We start from the raw sequence: 15,455 nt of genomic DNA on the forward strand, positions 1-15,455 counted from the left end.
TCGCTCAGAGTGTTGAGCAAGATATTGAAATATAGATGGATTATCGCCTTTTGGAGGGTAGAAGAATCTCCTCGACGTCGCAGCGGAGACGAGGCGACGGCCCGCTGCAGGCCAGCGGCGCGGGATTTTACGACTTAAGGCTTAAGCGGGGCAGCGCGACGGGTCGCCCCAATTTGCGGCGAAATTCGCGCCTAAAACGTCCGCGCGAAGCGATAAATCATCGGCCTCCTTGCCTGTCGTGTTGTGCTATGCACAAAGTTGTCTTTCCCGATGAACCGCCCCGCGGCGGTTTTTGCCATGACGGAGCCTTTCGTGACCAGTTCCGGAAAAGCGCGGCCTGAAGAAACGCTTGAAACAGGGTCGAGCGCGCCACATGTCGCGGAGCGCACGCTCGAGGAGGCGATCGGGGCGCAGATCCGCATGCACCGCAAGCGGCTCGACATCACCGGCGGCGAACTCGCGGCGGCGGCGGGGCTTTCGACCGGCATGCTGTCCAAGATCGAAAATGGCCAGATCTCGCCCTCGCTCTCGACCCTTCAATCGCTGGCGCGCGCGCTCAATCAGCCGCTGTCGTCCTTCTTCACGCCCTTTGAGGAGCATCACGACTGCTCCTTCGTCAAAGCCGGCCGCGGCGTCAACATCGAACGGCGCGGCACCAAGGCTGGCCATCATTATCAGTTGCTCGGCCATTCGCTCGGCAAGGACGTCATGGTCGAGCCCTATCTGATTACGCTGTCCGAGGAGGCGCGGCCCTACGCCTCGTTCCAGCACGCCGGCATCGAACTCATCTATATGCTGACCGGAAAAGTGCTCTATCGTCACGCCGACCGAAGCTATGCGCTGGAGCCGGGCGACACGCTGTTTTTCGACGCCGGCGCGCCGCATGGGCCCGAAGAGCTGACCCAGCTGCCGATGACCTATCTCTCGATCATCATCTATCCGCTGGATTAGCTGCCGGGCTTCTTTTCCCGATTTTACGGCTTGAGCATGGCCCGAACCTCGTCGAGCCGCGCGATGCGGTACGCGTCCGTCACCGACAGCGCCCAGACAAAAAATCCGCCGGCGTAGCGCCCGAGGACGCTGGCGTCGGGGGCCGCGAATTTCGTGGTGAGCCAGGCGAAGACCAAGGTGAAGAACGCAAAGCCGAGCCCGCGTCCCGGACGCCCCGCGAGCACATGGCCGACGCCCGGCAGGACGATGGCGACTGCGAGGATCAAGCGGCTGTTCAAATGGTCAAAGCGCATGAGCTTCAGCGATCCTTTCTGGCGCCGGAAGGACAAGGAGACAATCGACGATTTGCGCGAGCGACCGGATCAAGGCGGACAATTCCTCCGGCGCAAGGCGCTCAAGATCGAAGCGGCTCTGGCGCAGGAGAAGATAGGCTCCCCTGGCTCCCTCGCGTAGCCGATAGACAAGCCTCGCGCCTCTTGGCGTGACAAGCATCTCCTTGACGCGCGGGTCGGACAAAAGCCCTGCCAGCGGCTCGGCGAGACGGCTCAGCGTTTGCGCCGCGCCGTCGCCGCGTCCTTTGATCAGCGTGTCCTGCGGCCATTGCGGCGGGACCGACAAGCGCAGCGGCAAGTCCGCCGCGGGGGAGTAAAATTCGACATTGGCCGATCTGCGCACGATGTCGAGCACGCCGCCGACGGGCAGATCGCACGCAAGGGTGACAGTGAGCCAGAGCTGCGGCAGCCGGCGCCAGGCGATGCTCTCGGACATCAGCGAAACAGAGATGGCGCGACCGCCGACCACGCCGCGCAGGGCCGCCCATCCGTCGGGCCCCACGCCGATCTCAGCCTCGTCGAAAAGCGCGACGCAATCCAACAGGAGCGCTTTGCGTCGCGCCGCCTCCGCGCCAAATCGCCTCCTGAGCCGGCCGAGGACAGACGCAAGCGCGTTCTCGCCGCCCGTTTCGAAGATATGCTCCATGAGTGCGCGGCTCCAGCCTCTTGCGGAAAGCCCGCGCGCCGAAACGCGCGGACTCATCTTGCTCAATAGCCCTGCGGGCGCGGCCAGGGCATCGTGAACTGGTCGCCGCGCCGCACATATTTGTAGCGATGCAGGACAAACCAGGCCGAGGCCACGATGTAGAAGGCCATCATCGCCAGAAGCTGCGTGCCGTAGCCGAGATAGACCGCGAAATAGGCAAGGCAGCACAGCGTCATCAACAGCAGCGAAGGAAAGGGATGCAGCGGATGCACATAACCGCGATCGATGCTTTTGAGCGGCCATTTGCGGCGGAACAGGATGATGCTGATCGCCATCAGCGTATAGCCGAGCAGGCCGGACAGGATCGAGAAAGTGATCGTCTGGTCGAGCGGCGTCGAGACGGCGAACAGAATGGCGATCGGCACGAAGAACACGATCGAGCGGTAGGGCGTGCGATATTTCGGATGCACCGCGCCGAACCAGATCGGCATGTAGCGGTCGCGGCCCATCGCGAACCAGGCGCGCGAGGCGTCGTTGATGCAGCCGTTTGCTGACGCGAAGGTTGCGAACAGCGTGCCGAAGAACAGGAAGATCTCCAGATAGCTGTTGCCGGTCAATTTCGCCGCGTCATAAAGCGGCGTGATCGACTGGCCGAGATATTCCCAGGGCATCAACCCCGCGCCGATATACCAGGTCATCGTCGCGGCGATCAGAAGCGTCATCATGCCGGTGAGCGTGCCGAGCGGCAGCGAGCGCGCGGGAGAGCGCACTTCTTCGGCGGCCTGAGTCGTCCCCTCGATGCCGAGATAGAACCACAGACCGAAATGCAGCGCGGCGAGAATGCCGAGCGAACCATAGGGCAAGCCCGTCAGCAGAGCGTGCAAGCGCTCGGTCTGCTCGCCCGACCACGGCCTGATATAAAAGAAGAGCGCCACGATCGAGACGAATGCGGCGGCGGTGATGATGAGGTTCAAAGTCAGCGTCGCCAGCACGCCGCGATAGTTGAACCAGGCCAGAATGACGATGGTCAGAACAATGACCGCCTGTTTATCGACGGCGCCGGCGACGCCGAGGTCGGTCGCGAAGGACTGCAACAAATCGCCCGCGACGATGGCGTTCGACACCTCCAGCATCGTATAGGCCATGACGAGGTAGAGGCCGACGTTGAAGGCCATCAATGGCCCGATAATGTGCTTTGCCTGCGCATATTGGCCGCCGGCGGCGGCGACCGTCGAGGTGATCTCCGAATCGATCATGGCGACGCAGGTGTAGAGGATTCCGGCGAGCCAGCAGGCGGTGAGGGCGGCTACGGCGCCGCCCTTCCCGACGGCAAAATTCCAACCCATGAATTCGCCAACGAGGACGATGCCGACGCCAAGCGCCCAGACATGGCCGGGGCCGAGCACGCGCGACAGCGCGACCTTTGCGCCGGCTGGCGGAGCGAAGGCCGTCGCGGCCTTCGCGGCGGAGATCTCGGGACGATTCATAGAAGTCCCTCCGCCTGCTCAGCGACCAGGGTGTCGACGATTTCGCCTTCCTGCGACGACAAAAGATAATCTTCCTCGTAACGCTTGTTGACGCGTATGAGGTCAAAGAGCATCCAGGCCGTGAGCAGCCCGGACAAGCCCCAGGCCGCGATATTGAACAGCGCGATCATGCGGTCCTCCCGATTTTTTTCTTTGAGCGTGGTTGTCGTGGGGATTTTTCCGAAGGCCTCTCCGGGCGGCGCGCTTTAGTCACGGACCCGTCGCTCGCCAAAGCGTTCAGCGATGACGTCCCTGTACTGGCGCTCGGAAATTTTGATGAGAACGACGAAATAGGCGATTACGACCGCGAAGGAGAGGGCCAGCGTGCTCCAGTTGACGACATAGTCGAAGCGCGCGCCGATGATCGGCGCCGCCGTGGCGGGCGTGAAGCCGAGCTTCTCCCATTGTCCCGCCATCACGGCGTTCTGTCCGAGCGTCGTCCAGCTTTCCGGATTGACGGCTATCGTCGTCGTGCCGCCGCCGGCGAGCCCGAGAAGCAACGGCAGATAGAGCGTCACAATGACGAGGGCCATCATCAGCAGAGCGTCAAAGATCTGCCCGGCGGTGGATTGTTTGGGGGGTTCGTAAGCCATCAGCGGCCTCCAGCGCGGTTCGAGCGCAGAAGGTCGAGATAATAGAGGTCGCGGCTATAGATCGCGGTCCTGTCTTCGCTGTAGTGCCGGATCATGGCGATGACGGCGACGAAATTGAGCAGCAGCACGCAGAGGGCGAGGATGCTCATCAGCCCGTTCAGCCCCAGTTCGGCAAAGACGCCATCCATGGTGTAATAGATGAAGGCGTAAAGCGCCCAGACGAGAGCGAGCGCGCCGAGCGCCGCGATGGAGTCGCGCCTGAACATTCCGTCCACGCGCGGGTCGTGATGGGACATTTTCCTCTCCTGTTCTTTTTAAGAATTGTTATTTCTTTTTACGAAAGAGATTGCGCTCTGGGGTCGTTGTCAAGCAAAATCGGAAAATCGACCCGATGCGATGTTTTTCCCGCAAATCTGCTGAGTTTTCGTCGGAACGCGGCCGACCCATGAATTTTTTCGCAAAAATTTGCGCGATTCTATCTGGAAAAGACTTTTTCTCGTTCCGGGTAGCCTTTGGGGGTAGCCCCATTCGCGCCGCCTCTCCCACCCGATGATAATTTTTCAAACCCGTCAAAATATCACTTGCTGTTTCCTACTAGGATCGCTAGTTTCTTCATAAGAAACATGACGGGGAGTCATTCGGGCCATGTGCGGCATAGTTGGATTGTTTCTGAAAGACCCGGCGCTGGAGCCGGAACTCGGCAGGCATTTGGCCGTCATGCTCGAAACCATGACGGCTCGCGGCCCCGATAGCGCGGGCTTTGCGATCTATGGCGAAGGCGCGCCGGACGTGACCAAGATCACTCTCCGCGCCCCCGCCGATTTCGACGTCGCGCTTTTCGCGGCCGAGCTCAGCGCCGCGCTCGATTTTGACCTCGAAATCACCCAGCGCGGCACCCATCTCGTGCTCGCCGCTCCGAGTTCGGGCGAACAGCGCACGCTCGCCGCGATCAAGGCGCTCGCGCCGCAGCTGACCGTGAGCTCGGTTGGCGCCCACATGGAGCTCTACAAGGAAGTCGGCCTTCCCGCCGATGTGGCGCGGCGGTTCGATCTTGCTGGAATGTCCGGCACCCATGGCGTCGGCCATACGCGGATGGCGACGGAATCGGCTGTGACCACAGCCGGCGCGCATCCCTTTTCGACGGGCAAGGACCAGTGCCTCGTGCACAATGGCTCGCTGTCGAACCACAATCTGATGCGGCGGCGCCTTTCGCGCGAGGGCGTTTCCTTCGCCACTGAAAACGACAGCGAAGTCGCCGCCGGCTATCTGTCTTGGCGCATCCGCGAGGGCGACAGCCTTGGCGAAGCGCTCGAAGCCTCGCTCAAGGAGCTCGACGGTTTCTATACTTTTGTCGTCGGCACCGACACGGGCTTTGGCGTGTTGCGCGATCCGATCGGCTGCAAGCACGCCGTCATGGCCGAGACCGATCAATATGTCGCCTTCGGCACTGAATATCGCGCGCTCAGCGCTTTGCCCGGGATCGAGCGCGCCCGAATTTTCGAGCCCAACCCCGCCACTGTCTATTTCTGGGATCGCGCAGCATGACCACGGAAGCTCCTGCGAAAATCTTCGACCTCGCCTCGAGCTCCGTGCGTGAACTCAACCAGCTCCTGCACAGGGTCAGGGAGGGGGGCAATCTGCCGCGCTGGCGCGTCCTCAATCCGCGCGGCGTTCACGCCATCGCGGCGGGCGTCGACGCCGATGTGACCATAGAGATCGACGGCGACGTGGGCTATTATTGCGCTGGCATGAACAAGCAGGCGACCGTCATCGTCAACGGCAACGCCGGCCTTGGCCTGGGCGAGAATATGATGTCGGGCCTCATCTATGTGAAAGGCGACGTCAGCCAGGCCGCCGGGGCGACCGCGCATGGCGGCGCCATCGTGATCGAGGGCAACGCCTCCGGGCGCTGCGGCATTTCGATGAAGGGCGTCGATATTCTCGTCAAAGGCTCGATCGGTCCGATGTCCGCCTTCATGGCGCAGGCCGGAACGCTCACGGTCTTCGGCGACGCCGGCGAGGCGCTTGGCGACTCGATCTATGAGGCGAAACTCTATGTTCGCGGCTCGGTCCAGAGCCTTGGCGCCGACTGCATCGAAAAGCCGATGGAGGATGTCCATCGCGCGGAGCTTTACGAAAGACTGAAGCGCGCGGGCGCCGCGGGCGAGGTCGATATCAGCGACTTCAGGCGTTACGGCTCGGCGCGCGCCTTGTATCATTTCCACGTCGACAATGCGGGGGCCTATTGATGAACGACCAGATTCGCGTCCCCCCGACCCTGCCGCGTTTTTCGGCGACATTCGATCCGCAGACGGCGTCCGAAATCCGCCGCGCGGCGGCGACCGGCATCTATGATGTTCGCGGCGGCGGCGCCAAGCGCAAGGTCCCGCATTTCGACGATCTGCTTTTTCTCGGCGCCTCGATCTCGCGCTATCCGCTGGAAGGATATCGGGAAAAATGCGGCACGTCGGTCGTGCTCGGCGCGCGTTTCGCCAAGAAGCCGATCGAGCTGAAAATTCCCGTCACCATCGCGGGCATGAGCTTTGGTTCGCTGTCGGCGCAGGCCAAGGAAGCGCTCGGACGCGGCGCGTCCGCGGTCGGCACCTCGACGACAACGGGCGACGGCGGCATGACGCAGGAAGAGCGCGGCCATTCGTCGATCCTCGTCTATCAATATCTGCCCTCGCGCTATGGCATGAACCCTGACGATCTCCGTCGCGCTGACGCCATCGAGGTCGTGGTCGGCCAGGGCGCCAAGCCCGGCGGCGGCGGCATGCTGCTCGGTCAGAAAATCTCCAAGCGCGTCGCCGCGATGCGCACGCTGCCGGAAGGCATCGACCAGCGCTCCTCCTGCCGCCATCCCGACTGGACCGGCCCGGACGATCTCGAAATCAAGATCGAGGAGCTGCGCGAAATCACCGATTGGGAGAAGCCGATCTATGTCAAGGTCGGCGCTTCGCGGCCCTATTATGACACCGCGCTGGCGGTGAAGGCGGGCGCCGACGTCATCGTGCTCGACGGCATGCAGGGCGGCACGGCGGCGACGCAGGAAGTCTTCATCGAGCATGTCGGCATTCCGATTCTCGCGGCGATCCGGCCCGCCGTGCAGGCGTTGCAGGACCTTGGCATGCATCGCAAGGTGCAGCTCATCGTCTCGGGCGGCATCCGCAACGGCGCAGACGTCGCCAAGGCCTTGGCCCTCGGCGCCGACGTCGCCTCGATCGGCACTGCGGCGCTGATCGCGCTCGGCGACAACGACCCACGGTTTGAAGCCGAATATCAGGCGCTCGGCACGACGGCCGGAGCCTATGATGATTGGCATGAAGGCCGCGATCCCGCCGGCATCACGACGCAGGATCCCGAGCTCGCGAAGCGGCTAGACCCCGTCGCGGCGGGGCGGCGCCTTGCAAACTACCTTTCGGTGTTGACGCTCGAGGCTCAGACCATCGCCCGCGCGTGCGGCAAGAGCCATGTGCATAATCTCGAACCCGAAGATCTCGTCGCGCTGACGGTGGAGGCGGCGGCGATGGCCGGCGTTCCGCTGGCCGGAACGTCATGGATTCCGGGAAGCCCCGTGGGTTGAGTCTTTCAAACAGCGGCCATCTGCGGCAACAAAGCGCGCGTCAATAGGGCGGAATGATCATGTCGGCATCCTTATCCGAAATCGCCAAAGAGTGTGGCGTCAAGAATTTTCTCGTTTCCTACACCGATCTGTTCGGCACGATGCGCGCCAAGCTGGTGCCGGCCCGGGCGATCGACAAAATGGCCCGCGACGGCGCGGGCTTTGCGGGCTTTGCGACATGGCTTGATATGACGCCCGCCATGCCCGATTTGTTTGCCGTGCCCGATCCCGCGAGCTTGATTCAGCTGCCGTGGAAGCGCGACGTCGCCTGGCTCGCCGCCGATCTCTATATGGACGGCAAGCCGGTCGAGCAGGCGCCGCGCGGGGTTTTAAAGAGCCTGACCGGCAAGCTCGGCGAACTTGGCTATGAGATGCGCGCCGGCGTCGAATGCGAGTTTTTCCTGCTCGCGCCGGATGGCACGCGCATCGCCGACGGCGCCGACAATCAGACGAAATCCTGCTACGACCAACTCGCGCTGATGCGCCGCTACGACGTCATCACCGAGATCTCCGAAGCCATGGAGGAGCTCGGCTGGAATCCCTACCAGAGCGACCATGAAGACGCCAACGGCCAGTTCGAAATGAACTGGGAATATGACGAGGCGCTGAAGACCGCCGACCGCCACGCCTTTTTCAAATATATGGTGAAGTCGCTGGCCGAAAAGCACGGCATGCGCGCCACCTTCATGCCGAAGCCCTTCGCCGCCCTGACGGGATCGGGCTGCCACTCCCATGTCTCGCTCTGGCGCGGCGAGGACAACGCCTTCGAGGACGAAAAAGGCGAGCTCGGCGTCTCCGAGCTTGGCTATCGTTTCCTTGGCGGCCTCATGGCCCACGCCGACGCGCTCTGCGCGCTCACCAATCCGACCATCAATTCCTACAAGCGGCTCAGCGCTCCGCGCACCGTGTCAGGGGCGACCTGGGCGCCGGCCTCGGTCACCTACACCGGCAACAATCGCACGCATATGATCCGCATTCCGGAAGGCGGGCGCTTCGAGTTCCGCCTCGCCGACGGATCGGCCAATCCCTATTTGCTGCAGGCGGCGATCCTGGTCGCGGGCCTCGACGGGCTGAAGACCAACCGGCATCCCGGCGAGCGGTCCGATTTCGATATGTACGCGGAGCCGCATAAATGCAACGGCGCGAAACGGCTGCCGCAGAATCTGCTCGATGCGCTCCGCCTGTTTGAATCCTCGCCCGTGGTCAAGGAGGGCCTTGGCGAAGCGTTTGTCACGTCCTACGCCAAGATGAAGCATCAGGAATGGCAGGATTTCACGCGTCACCTGACGGATTGGGAGCGCGAGCAGACGCTCGACTGCTGACCGGACGCGGCGGCGATCGCCGCGTATGATCTTCTTCAGGTCCGCTTTTCGCGGACCACGGCGCCTGCCGGCAAGGCGCGCACAGGATATGACGCATGACATTCTCCGGCTTTCAGCTACTCAAGAACGCGCTGAACGGCGGGACCGGCTGGACGCCGCATTGGCGCAAGGCCGAACCGAAGGCCGCCTATGATGTTGTGATCGTCGGCGGCGGCGGCCACGGCCTTGCGACGGCGCATTATCTCGCCAAGGAATTCGGCATAAATAATGTCGCGGTGATCGAGAAAGGCTGGATCGGCTCCGGCAACGCCGGGCGCAACACGACCATTATCCGGTCGAATTATCTGCTGCCCGGCAACATCCCCTTCTACGAGCTTGGCATGAAGCTTTGGGAAGGGCTGGAGCAGGATCTCAACTACAATGCGATGGTCTCGCAGCGCGGCGTGCTCAATCTCTGCCATAGCGATGCGCAGCGCGACGCCTTCGCCCGCCGCGGCAACGCCATGCGCCTGCACGGCGTCGACGCCGAACTGATCGACCGCGAAGCGGTGAGGGGCATGGCTCCCTATCTGGATTTCGACAATGCGCGCTTTCCGATTATTGGCGGTCTGGTGCAGCGTCGCGGCGGCACGGCGCGTCATGACGCCGTGGTGTGGGGCTATGCGCGCGCGGCCGACCGGCGCGGCGTCGACATCATCGAGAATTGCGAAGCGACGGGGCTGCGGCGCGAGGGCGGCAAGATCGTCGGCGTTGAAACCACCAAGGGATTCATCGGCGCAAATCGCGTCGGCCTGTCGGTCGCCGGCAATTCCTCGCGAGTCGCAGCGCTGGCCGAGATGCGGCTGCCGATCGAAAGCTATGCGCTCCAGGCGTTCGTCACGGAAAGCATCAAGCCGCTGATCGATTGCGTCGTCACCTTCGGCGCCGGACATTTCTACATTTCGCAGTCAGACAAGGGCAGTCTGGTTTTTGGCGGCGACCTCGATCCCTTTCCGTCCTATGCCCAGCGCGGCAGCCTGCATGTCTTTTCCGACGTCGCCGAAAACGCCATGGCGGTGATGCCGATGCTCGGGCGCCTGCGCATTCTGCGCAGCTGGGGCGGCGTCATGGATATGAGCATGGACGGCTCGCCGATCATTGATGCGACGCCAATCGAAGGGCTGTTCTTCAACGGCGGCTGGTGCTACGGCGGCTTCAAGGCGACGCCGGCGGCGGGCTTCTGTTTCGCGCATCTGATCGCCAAGGGCGAGCCGCATCACGCCGCGGCCGCCTACCGGCTCGATCGCTTCGCAACCGGACGCATAATTGACGAAAAGGGCGTTGGCGCAACGCCCAATCTGCATTGAGCGCGGCCTGCGCCGCATATCAACAAGGCTGGATGATGCTGATCAACTGTCCCTATTGCGGACCCCGCGATCTTCTCGAGTTCGCGGTCAAGGGAGAAGCGCGCGCGCGGCCGGACGCCTCCGGCGATCTCGACGGCGCCGCATCACGCGCGGGCTTCGTCGACGCCGTCTACCTCCGCGACAATCCGGCCGGGCGCCACAAGGAGCACTGGCTGCACGCCTCCGGCTGCCAGAACTGGCTCCTGGTTGAGCGCGACACGCGCACGCATGAGATTTTGAGCGCGTCCTTCGTCGCAAGCGACGGGGAAGGCTCAAAATCATGAGCGGCTTCCGGTTGAAGGACGGCGGCCTGATCGACCGCTCGCGTCCGCTGAAATTCACCTTCGACGGCAAGGCCTATAGCGGATATTTCGGCGACACGCTCGCCTCGGCGTTGATCGCCAATGGCGTTCGTCTCGTCGGCCGTTCGTTCAAATATCATCGTCCGCGCGGCGTGCTGTCGGCCGGCCATGAGGAGCCGAACGCGCTCGTCGAATTGCGCCAGGGCGCGCGGCGCGAGCCGAATGTCAAGGCGACGACGATCGAATTATATGACGGTCTTGTCGCGCGCAGCCAGAACCGCTGGCCTTCGCTCGCCTTCGACGCCATGGCGGTGAATGGCCTTCTGAAGCCAATCTTTTCGGCCGGCTTTTACTACAAGACATTCATGTGGCCAGCCTCCTTCTGGGAGAAGCTTTATGAGCCGGTGATCCGGAGAGCGGCGGGCCTTGGCCGCGCCAGCGGGATCGAAGACCCGGACACATATGAACGCTCGAACGCCCATTGCGATGTCTTGGTCGCGGGCGCCGGACCTGCCGGGTTGATGGCGGCGCTGACCGCCGCGCGGGCGGGCGCGAGCGTTATCCTTTGTGAAGACCAGCCCCGCGTCGGCGGCCAGCTTTTGTCCGATCGAGAGCTCATCGACGGCAAGCCTGCGCCCGAATGGGCCGTCTCCGCCGCGGCCGAACTGGCCGCGCTGCCGAACGTGCGGATCATGCTTCGCACCACTGTCGCCGCCGCCTTCGACGGCTGCTTCGCGGCGCTGGAGCGCGTTTCGGATCATTATCCGGAGCCGCCGGCGTTCCAGCCGCGGCAGCGTTTCTGGCGCATCGTCGCAAAGCGCACGATCCTCGCCGCGGGATCGACCGAGCGGCCGCTTCCCTTCCCGGACAATGACCGGCCGGGGATCATGTTGTCGTCCGCGGTGCGGACCTATCTCAACCGCTTCGGCGCCGCCGCCGGCCGCGCGATGGCGATCTACACGTCAACCGACGACGGCTGGCTGACCGCGCGCGATTTTCTGCGCGCCGGGCTCACGCCTGTTGTGTTGGTCGATACGCGAGCGAGCGCCCCCGCCGCCTTTGCCGATGTGGCGAAGGCGGTTCCGGTCATGCTTGCGGGCTCGATCGTCGGGACCGAGAGCGCCAAAGGCCTCAGCGCGATCACCGTCGAGGCGGGCGGGGCGCAGAAGCGATTTGAGGTCGACGCGCTGGCGGTGTCGGGCGGCTTCAATCCCGCGATCCAGCTTGCCAGCCATTTCGGCGGCAAGCCGGTCTGGTCGGAAGATATTTCCGCCTTCCTCGCGGGCGCCACGGCTCAAGGCGTCGAGCCGGTCGGCGCGGCGGCCGGCGTATTCGGGCTCGCGGAAACCTTCGCCCAGGCGGCGGCGGCCGGCGCGGCCGGCTTAGCCGCGCCAGCCCCAAAGCTGCCGACCGTCGCGCAAACCGCGACAGCCGGCGCGCTCGCGACATGGCGGCCAGATCCGGCCAAGGACGGCAAGATCTTCGTCGATCTCCAGCATGACGTCACGGCCTCCGACGTCGTGCTCGCCCATCGCGAAGGCTATCGCTCAGTCGAACATCTGAAGCGCTATACAACGCTCGGCATGGCGACCGACCAGGGCCGCACCGCCAATATCGACGCGCTGGCGATGATGGCCGAACTGACCGGGCGCACCATCCCCGAGACGGGCGTGACGCTGGCGCGGCCGCCGGTGGTTCCGATCGCGCTTGGCGCGGTCGCCGGCGATCATCGGCGCGGCGCCTTTCGGCCCGTGCGGGAAACGGCGATCCACGCCCTTTCCAGCGAGGCCGGCGCGCCCTTCGTCGACGTCGGCCAGTGGAAGCGGCCGCAATATTTCCCTATTCCCGAAGACGCGGACCTCGCCGCGACCGCCGCCCGCGAGGTCGAAACGGTGCGCACCCGCGTCGGCGTCACGGATGTCTCGACGCTCGGCAAGATCGAGGTCTTGGGCGCGGACGCGGGCGCCTTTCTTGACCGGGTCTGCGCGACGCGCGCGAGTTCGATCCGGCCAGGACGTTGCGGCTATTTCGTCATGCTGCGCGAAGACGGCTTCATGATGGACGACGGGATGATCGCGCGCTTCGCGCCGGACCATTTCCTCGTCTATGCCTCGACGGCGCACGCCGCCTCCGTCTACCGCCACATGTTGTATTGCCGTCAGGCGCTATGGCCGGAGCTTGACGTCAACCTCGCGGCGGTCACCGATGGTTGGGCGCAGCTCGCGATCGCCGGCCCGAGCTCCCCTGCCGTCGTGCAGGCGCTGGTCGATGCGCCGCGCGCGATCACGCGGACGACTTTTCCGCCGATGTCGGCGGCTGAGATCACAATCTGCGACGGCGTTCCGGCGCGGCTGTGCGCGCTCTCTTTTTCCGGCGAGCGCGCCTTCGAGGTCGCTGTCCCGGCCGGCTACGGCGCCGCGTTGTTCCGGCGCATTCTGGAGGTTGGCGCGGCTTACGGCATTGCGCCCTATGGCAGCGAGGCGATGGGCGTGATGCGCATCGAGAAGGGCCATCCGGCTGGCGCCGAAATCAATGGCCAGACGACCGCCTATGATCTCGGACTCGCCCGCGCGCTTTCAAGGGACAAGGATCATATCGGCCGCGTGCTCTCGGCGCGTCCGGCGCTGAACGATCGCAAACGCGCGCGTCTCGTCGGCCTGACGCCGCTCGACCCGAACGATCGCCTGCGGGCGGGGGCGCATGTGATTGAAAAGGGCGTCGCGCCTTCGGCCGAAAGCGATCTCGGCTGGCTGAGCTCGGCCGCCTGGTCGCCGACGCTGCGCTCCTTCATCGCGCTCGGCTTCGTCTCCGGCGGTCCCGACCGGCTCGGCGAGGAGGTCCGCATTTTTGACCCCGTCCGTGGCGGCGATTGTCCGGCGCGGATCGTCGCGCCCTGTTTCTACGATCCAAATGGCGAGCGCCCGCGTGTCTGATTCATTGACCCTCCCCGGCCTCGCGCTGGATCTCGCCCCCCATTATCTTCATCCCGGCCGCAGCGGGCCGCCGGGCGATCCGGGCGTCATCCTCGAACTGATTGGCGAGGAAGACCGCTTCATTATCGAGGCGCGCCGCGGCCGTGTGGCGGAGCTGTTGGCGTCGCTCGCGAAGAGTTTTGGCGCGGCCCCCGTCGACGCGCCGAGAACGATTGCGGCCGGCGGCTTCGATTTCGTCGGGGTCGGGCCTTCGCGCTGGCACGCCATTTCGCGCGGCGACGGGCGGGCGCAGCGGCGGGCTGCGCTGGCCGCGGCGGCGCTTGAGAGCGCGACCGTGTTTGACGTCTCGCATGGCTTCGTCACGTTCCAGCTTTCCGGGCGAAGCGTCGTCGAGACGTTGGCGAAGCTCGCGCCGATTGATCTTGGCGAACAAGGCTTCGCGCCCGGCGCCTGCGCCATGACGCAAATCCACGGCATGAGCGTGCAGCTTCGGCGCACGCTCGATGGCGGATTTTACGAATGCGCTGTTCCGCGCAGCTTTGCCGGCAGCCTCTATCATGCGTTGACGGACGCCGCGCTTCGCTTCGGATTGACGGTCGCGCCCCCGCAAGCCGCGATCTGATCCTTCGCGAAAGCCGACAGGCCTCCTGCGGCCGGGTTTTCATCCGGCCGGAAAGCAGGCTAAACCGCCTCGCGAATGTTTTGGCGAGGGAGACGCATCAATGGCCGATGTCCGCGTGATTTGCGCGATCGGACGGCGGGGACAGCTTGGGCTCGACGGGCGCCTGCCTTGGGAGGGCAATCCCGGCCGCGAATATAAGGCCGACGTCGCGCGCTTCTTCGATCTGACGCGCGGCCATGTGCTGATCGCGGGACCCCGCACCATCGCCTCTTTTCCCGACTGGGCGCGGCCGGAGCGGACGCTCGTGGCCGTGCGTTCAAGTGACGAACCCGAAGAGGTGATTGGCCGTTTTCCGGGCCGCGTCATATTCATCGGCGGCGGACCTCCGGTGTGGAGCGCCTATGCCCGCTTCGTCATGCATTGGGACGTGACGAAGCTCCCCTATGACGGCGAAGCCGACCGCTATCTCGATCCGGCCTGGCTCACCGCCGGGTGATCGAACGCAGGAAAGACAAGCGATGGCTACGGAAACGACCGGAAAAACGGCCCTCATCGTCGGCGCCTCGCGCGGCCTTGGCCTCGCCATGGCCGAGGCTTTTCTTGAGCGCGGCTGGCGCGTCATCGCCACGGTGCGGGGAGCGGGACGGACAAAATTGCATGATCTTGCCGCCAAAGCCGGGGGCGCGCTCGAGATCCTGACGCTCGACGTCACGTCCCAAGACGAGCTTGCGGCACTGGCGCAAAAACTGGTGGGCCGCAGGCTCGATCTGCTGTTCGTCAACGCGGGGGCGCTCGATGATCCGCCAAAGCCGATTGGCGAGGTTTCGACGGATGAATTCATACGGCTCATGTTGACCAATGCGCTTGGCCCGCTCCGGGTCGTCGAAGCGCTGCAAAGCCTCGTTCCGCGCGACGGCGCGATTGGCGTCATGTCCTCGGGGCTCGGCAGCGTCAGCCGCAATGTTGGCGGCGGCTATGAGGCCTATCGCGGGACCAAGGCGGCGCTGAACACCATGATGCGCTCCTTCGCCGCCCGAGCGGGCGGGGAGCGCGCCATTCTTGTGATGGATCCCGGCTGGGTGCGCACGGATATGGGCGGCGCCAATGCGGAGCTTGCCGTCGAGGAGAGCATCCCGCGTCTCGTCGATACGATCATTGCAAATCGTGCAACGCCGGGCGCAAAATTTCTCAATTATCGCGGCGAGACCGTGCCCTGGTGAG

Annotated in this window: 17 protein-coding genes; 11 read left to right on the top strand and 6 right to left on the bottom strand. The window is 64.2% G+C overall.

Annotation, left to right across the window (positions count from 1 at the left end; all coding sequences use genetic code 11):
* Positions 1–297: 297 nt before the first annotated feature.
* Positions 298–951: a helix-turn-helix domain-containing protein gene (locus tag MSIL_RS13375; RefSeq protein WP_012591617.1), complete on the top strand. Its 654-nt coding sequence runs from the start codon at positions 298–300 to the stop codon at positions 949–951.
* A 23-nt stretch (positions 952–974) separates the two neighbouring features.
* On the opposite strand, the gene MSIL_RS13380 is transcribed toward MSIL_RS13375, so the two are convergent.
* From MSIL_RS13380 to MSIL_RS13400, 6 genes are all read right to left on the bottom strand, one after another.
* On the bottom strand, positions 975–1,244 hold the full coding sequence (locus MSIL_RS13380; RefSeq protein ID WP_012591618.1) for a hypothetical protein: 270 nt from the start codon (positions 1,242–1,244) through the stop codon (positions 975–977).
* A complete protein-coding gene (locus tag MSIL_RS13385) occupies positions 1,234–1,929 on the bottom strand; it encodes a hypothetical protein (protein ID WP_012591619.1) in 696 nt (231 codons plus the stop codon). The genes MSIL_RS13380 and MSIL_RS13385 overlap by 11 nt, the downstream gene beginning before the upstream one ends.
* A 62-nt stretch (positions 1,930–1,991) precedes the next feature.
* Entirely contained in the window at positions 1,992–3,416 is a 1,425-nt protein-coding gene (locus MSIL_RS13390) for an APC family permease (RefSeq protein ID WP_012591620.1), read from the bottom strand.
* Positions 3,413–3,586 (bottom strand): hypothetical protein, encoded by a 174-nt coding sequence (locus MSIL_RS21710; RefSeq protein ID WP_012591621.1) that lies wholly within the window; start codon positions 3,584–3,586, stop codon positions 3,413–3,415. The genes MSIL_RS13390 and MSIL_RS21710 overlap by 4 nt, the downstream gene beginning before the upstream one ends.
* A 75-nt stretch (positions 3,587–3,661) precedes the next feature.
* Positions 3,662–4,048: a hypothetical protein gene (locus tag MSIL_RS13395; protein ID WP_012591622.1), complete on the bottom strand. Its 387-nt coding sequence runs from the start codon at positions 4,046–4,048 to the stop codon at positions 3,662–3,664.
* Entirely contained in the window at positions 4,048–4,344 is a 297-nt protein-coding gene (locus MSIL_RS13400; RefSeq protein ID WP_012591623.1) for a hypothetical protein, read from the bottom strand. Before MSIL_RS13400 ends, MSIL_RS13395 begins: the two co-directional genes overlap by 1 nt.
* A 349-nt stretch (positions 4,345–4,693) precedes the next feature.
* Between MSIL_RS13400 and MSIL_RS13405 the strand changes: the two genes are divergently transcribed.
* From MSIL_RS13405 to MSIL_RS13450, 10 genes are all read left to right on the top strand, one after another.
* Positions 4,694–5,593: a class II glutamine amidotransferase gene (locus MSIL_RS13405; protein WP_012591624.1), complete on the top strand. Its 900-nt coding sequence runs from the start codon at positions 4,694–4,696 to the stop codon at positions 5,591–5,593.
* Positions 5,590–6,297: a protein glxC gene (locus MSIL_RS13410; RefSeq protein WP_012591625.1), complete on the top strand. Its 708-nt coding sequence runs from the start codon at positions 5,590–5,592 to the stop codon at positions 6,295–6,297. The genes MSIL_RS13405 and MSIL_RS13410 overlap by 4 nt, the downstream gene beginning before the upstream one ends.
* Positions 6,297–7,631 (top strand): FMN-binding glutamate synthase family protein, encoded by a 1,335-nt coding sequence (locus tag MSIL_RS13415; protein WP_012591626.1) that lies wholly within the window; start codon positions 6,297–6,299, stop codon positions 7,629–7,631. The genes MSIL_RS13410 and MSIL_RS13415 overlap by 1 nt, the downstream gene beginning before the upstream one ends.
* A 59-nt stretch (positions 7,632–7,690) precedes the next feature.
* Entirely contained in the window at positions 7,691–8,992 is a 1,302-nt protein-coding gene (glnT, locus tag MSIL_RS13420) for a type III glutamate--ammonia ligase (RefSeq protein WP_041369164.1), read from the top strand.
* A 95-nt stretch (positions 8,993–9,087) separates the two neighbouring features.
* Positions 9,088–10,338 (top strand): sarcosine oxidase subunit beta family protein, encoded by a 1,251-nt coding sequence (locus MSIL_RS13425; RefSeq protein WP_012591628.1) that lies wholly within the window; start codon positions 9,088–9,090, stop codon positions 10,336–10,338.
* 32 nt (positions 10,339–10,370) lie between these two features.
* Complete coding sequence (locus MSIL_RS13430) at positions 10,371–10,661, top strand: sarcosine oxidase subunit delta (protein WP_425277102.1); 291 nt, start codon at positions 10,371–10,373, stop codon at positions 10,659–10,661.
* A complete protein-coding gene (locus MSIL_RS13435; RefSeq protein WP_012591630.1) occupies positions 10,658–13,612 on the top strand; it encodes a sarcosine oxidase subunit alpha family protein in 2,955 nt (984 codons plus the stop codon). Before MSIL_RS13430 ends, MSIL_RS13435 begins: the two co-directional genes overlap by 4 nt.
* On the top strand, positions 13,605–14,234 hold the full coding sequence (locus tag MSIL_RS20245) for a sarcosine oxidase subunit gamma (RefSeq protein ID WP_012591631.1): 630 nt from the start codon (positions 13,605–13,607) through the stop codon (positions 14,232–14,234). Before MSIL_RS13435 ends, MSIL_RS20245 begins: the two co-directional genes overlap by 8 nt.
* Before the next feature lie 100 nt (positions 14,235–14,334).
* On the top strand, positions 14,335–14,730 hold the full coding sequence (locus MSIL_RS13445) for a dihydrofolate reductase (protein WP_012591632.1): 396 nt from the start codon (positions 14,335–14,337) through the stop codon (positions 14,728–14,730).
* Positions 14,731–14,752: 22 nt separating this feature from the next.
* On the top strand, positions 14,753–15,454 hold the full coding sequence (locus tag MSIL_RS13450) for an SDR family NAD(P)-dependent oxidoreductase (RefSeq protein ID WP_012591633.1): 702 nt from the start codon (positions 14,753–14,755) through the stop codon (positions 15,452–15,454).
* Position 15,455: the final 1 nt, after the last annotated feature.

Source organism: Methylocella silvestris BL2, from assembly GCF_000021745.1.
Lineage (GTDB): Bacteria > Pseudomonadota > Alphaproteobacteria > Rhizobiales > Beijerinckiaceae > Methylocapsa > Methylocapsa silvestris.

Excerpts from the sequence above, each read along its gene's own strand:
- MSIL_RS13375 (WP_012591617.1), top strand. The coding sequence starts at position 298 with ATGACGGAGCCTTTCGTGACCAGTTCCGGAAAAGCGCGGCCTGAAGAA.
- MSIL_RS13380 (WP_012591618.1), bottom strand. The coding sequence starts at position 1,244 with ATGCGCTTTGACCATTTGAACAGCCGCTTGATCCTCGCAGTCGCCATC.
- MSIL_RS13385 (WP_012591619.1), bottom strand. The coding sequence starts at position 1,929 with ATGGAGCATATCTTCGAAACGGGCGGCGAGAACGCGCTTGCGTCTGTC.
- MSIL_RS13390 (WP_012591620.1), bottom strand. The coding sequence starts at position 3,416 with ATGAATCGTCCCGAGATCTCCGCCGCGAAGGCCGCGACGGCCTTCGCT.
- MSIL_RS21710 (WP_012591621.1), bottom strand. The coding sequence starts at position 3,586 with ATGATCGCGCTGTTCAATATCGCGGCCTGGGGCTTGTCCGGGCTGCTC.
- MSIL_RS13395 (WP_012591622.1), bottom strand. The coding sequence starts at position 4,048 with ATGGCTTACGAACCCCCCAAACAATCCACCGCCGGGCAGATCTTTGAC.
- MSIL_RS13400 (WP_012591623.1), bottom strand. The coding sequence starts at position 4,344 with ATGTCCCATCACGACCCGCGCGTGGACGGAATGTTCAGGCGCGACTCC.
- MSIL_RS13405 (WP_012591624.1), top strand. The coding sequence starts at position 4,694 with ATGTGCGGCATAGTTGGATTGTTTCTGAAAGACCCGGCGCTGGAGCCG.
- MSIL_RS13410 (WP_012591625.1), top strand. The coding sequence starts at position 5,590 with ATGACCACGGAAGCTCCTGCGAAAATCTTCGACCTCGCCTCGAGCTCC.
- MSIL_RS13415 (WP_012591626.1), top strand. The coding sequence starts at position 6,297 with ATGAACGACCAGATTCGCGTCCCCCCGACCCTGCCGCGTTTTTCGGCG.
- glnT (WP_041369164.1), top strand. The coding sequence starts at position 7,691 with ATGTCGGCATCCTTATCCGAAATCGCCAAAGAGTGTGGCGTCAAGAAT.
- MSIL_RS13425 (WP_012591628.1), top strand. The coding sequence starts at position 9,088 with ATGACATTCTCCGGCTTTCAGCTACTCAAGAACGCGCTGAACGGCGGG.
- MSIL_RS13430 (WP_425277102.1), top strand. The coding sequence starts at position 10,371 with ATGATGCTGATCAACTGTCCCTATTGCGGACCCCGCGATCTTCTCGAG.
- MSIL_RS13435 (WP_012591630.1), top strand. The coding sequence starts at position 10,658 with ATGAGCGGCTTCCGGTTGAAGGACGGCGGCCTGATCGACCGCTCGCGT.
- MSIL_RS13445 (WP_012591632.1), top strand. The coding sequence starts at position 14,335 with ATGGCCGATGTCCGCGTGATTTGCGCGATCGGACGGCGGGGACAGCTT.
- MSIL_RS13450 (WP_012591633.1), top strand. The coding sequence starts at position 14,753 with ATGGCTACGGAAACGACCGGAAAAACGGCCCTCATCGTCGGCGCCTCG.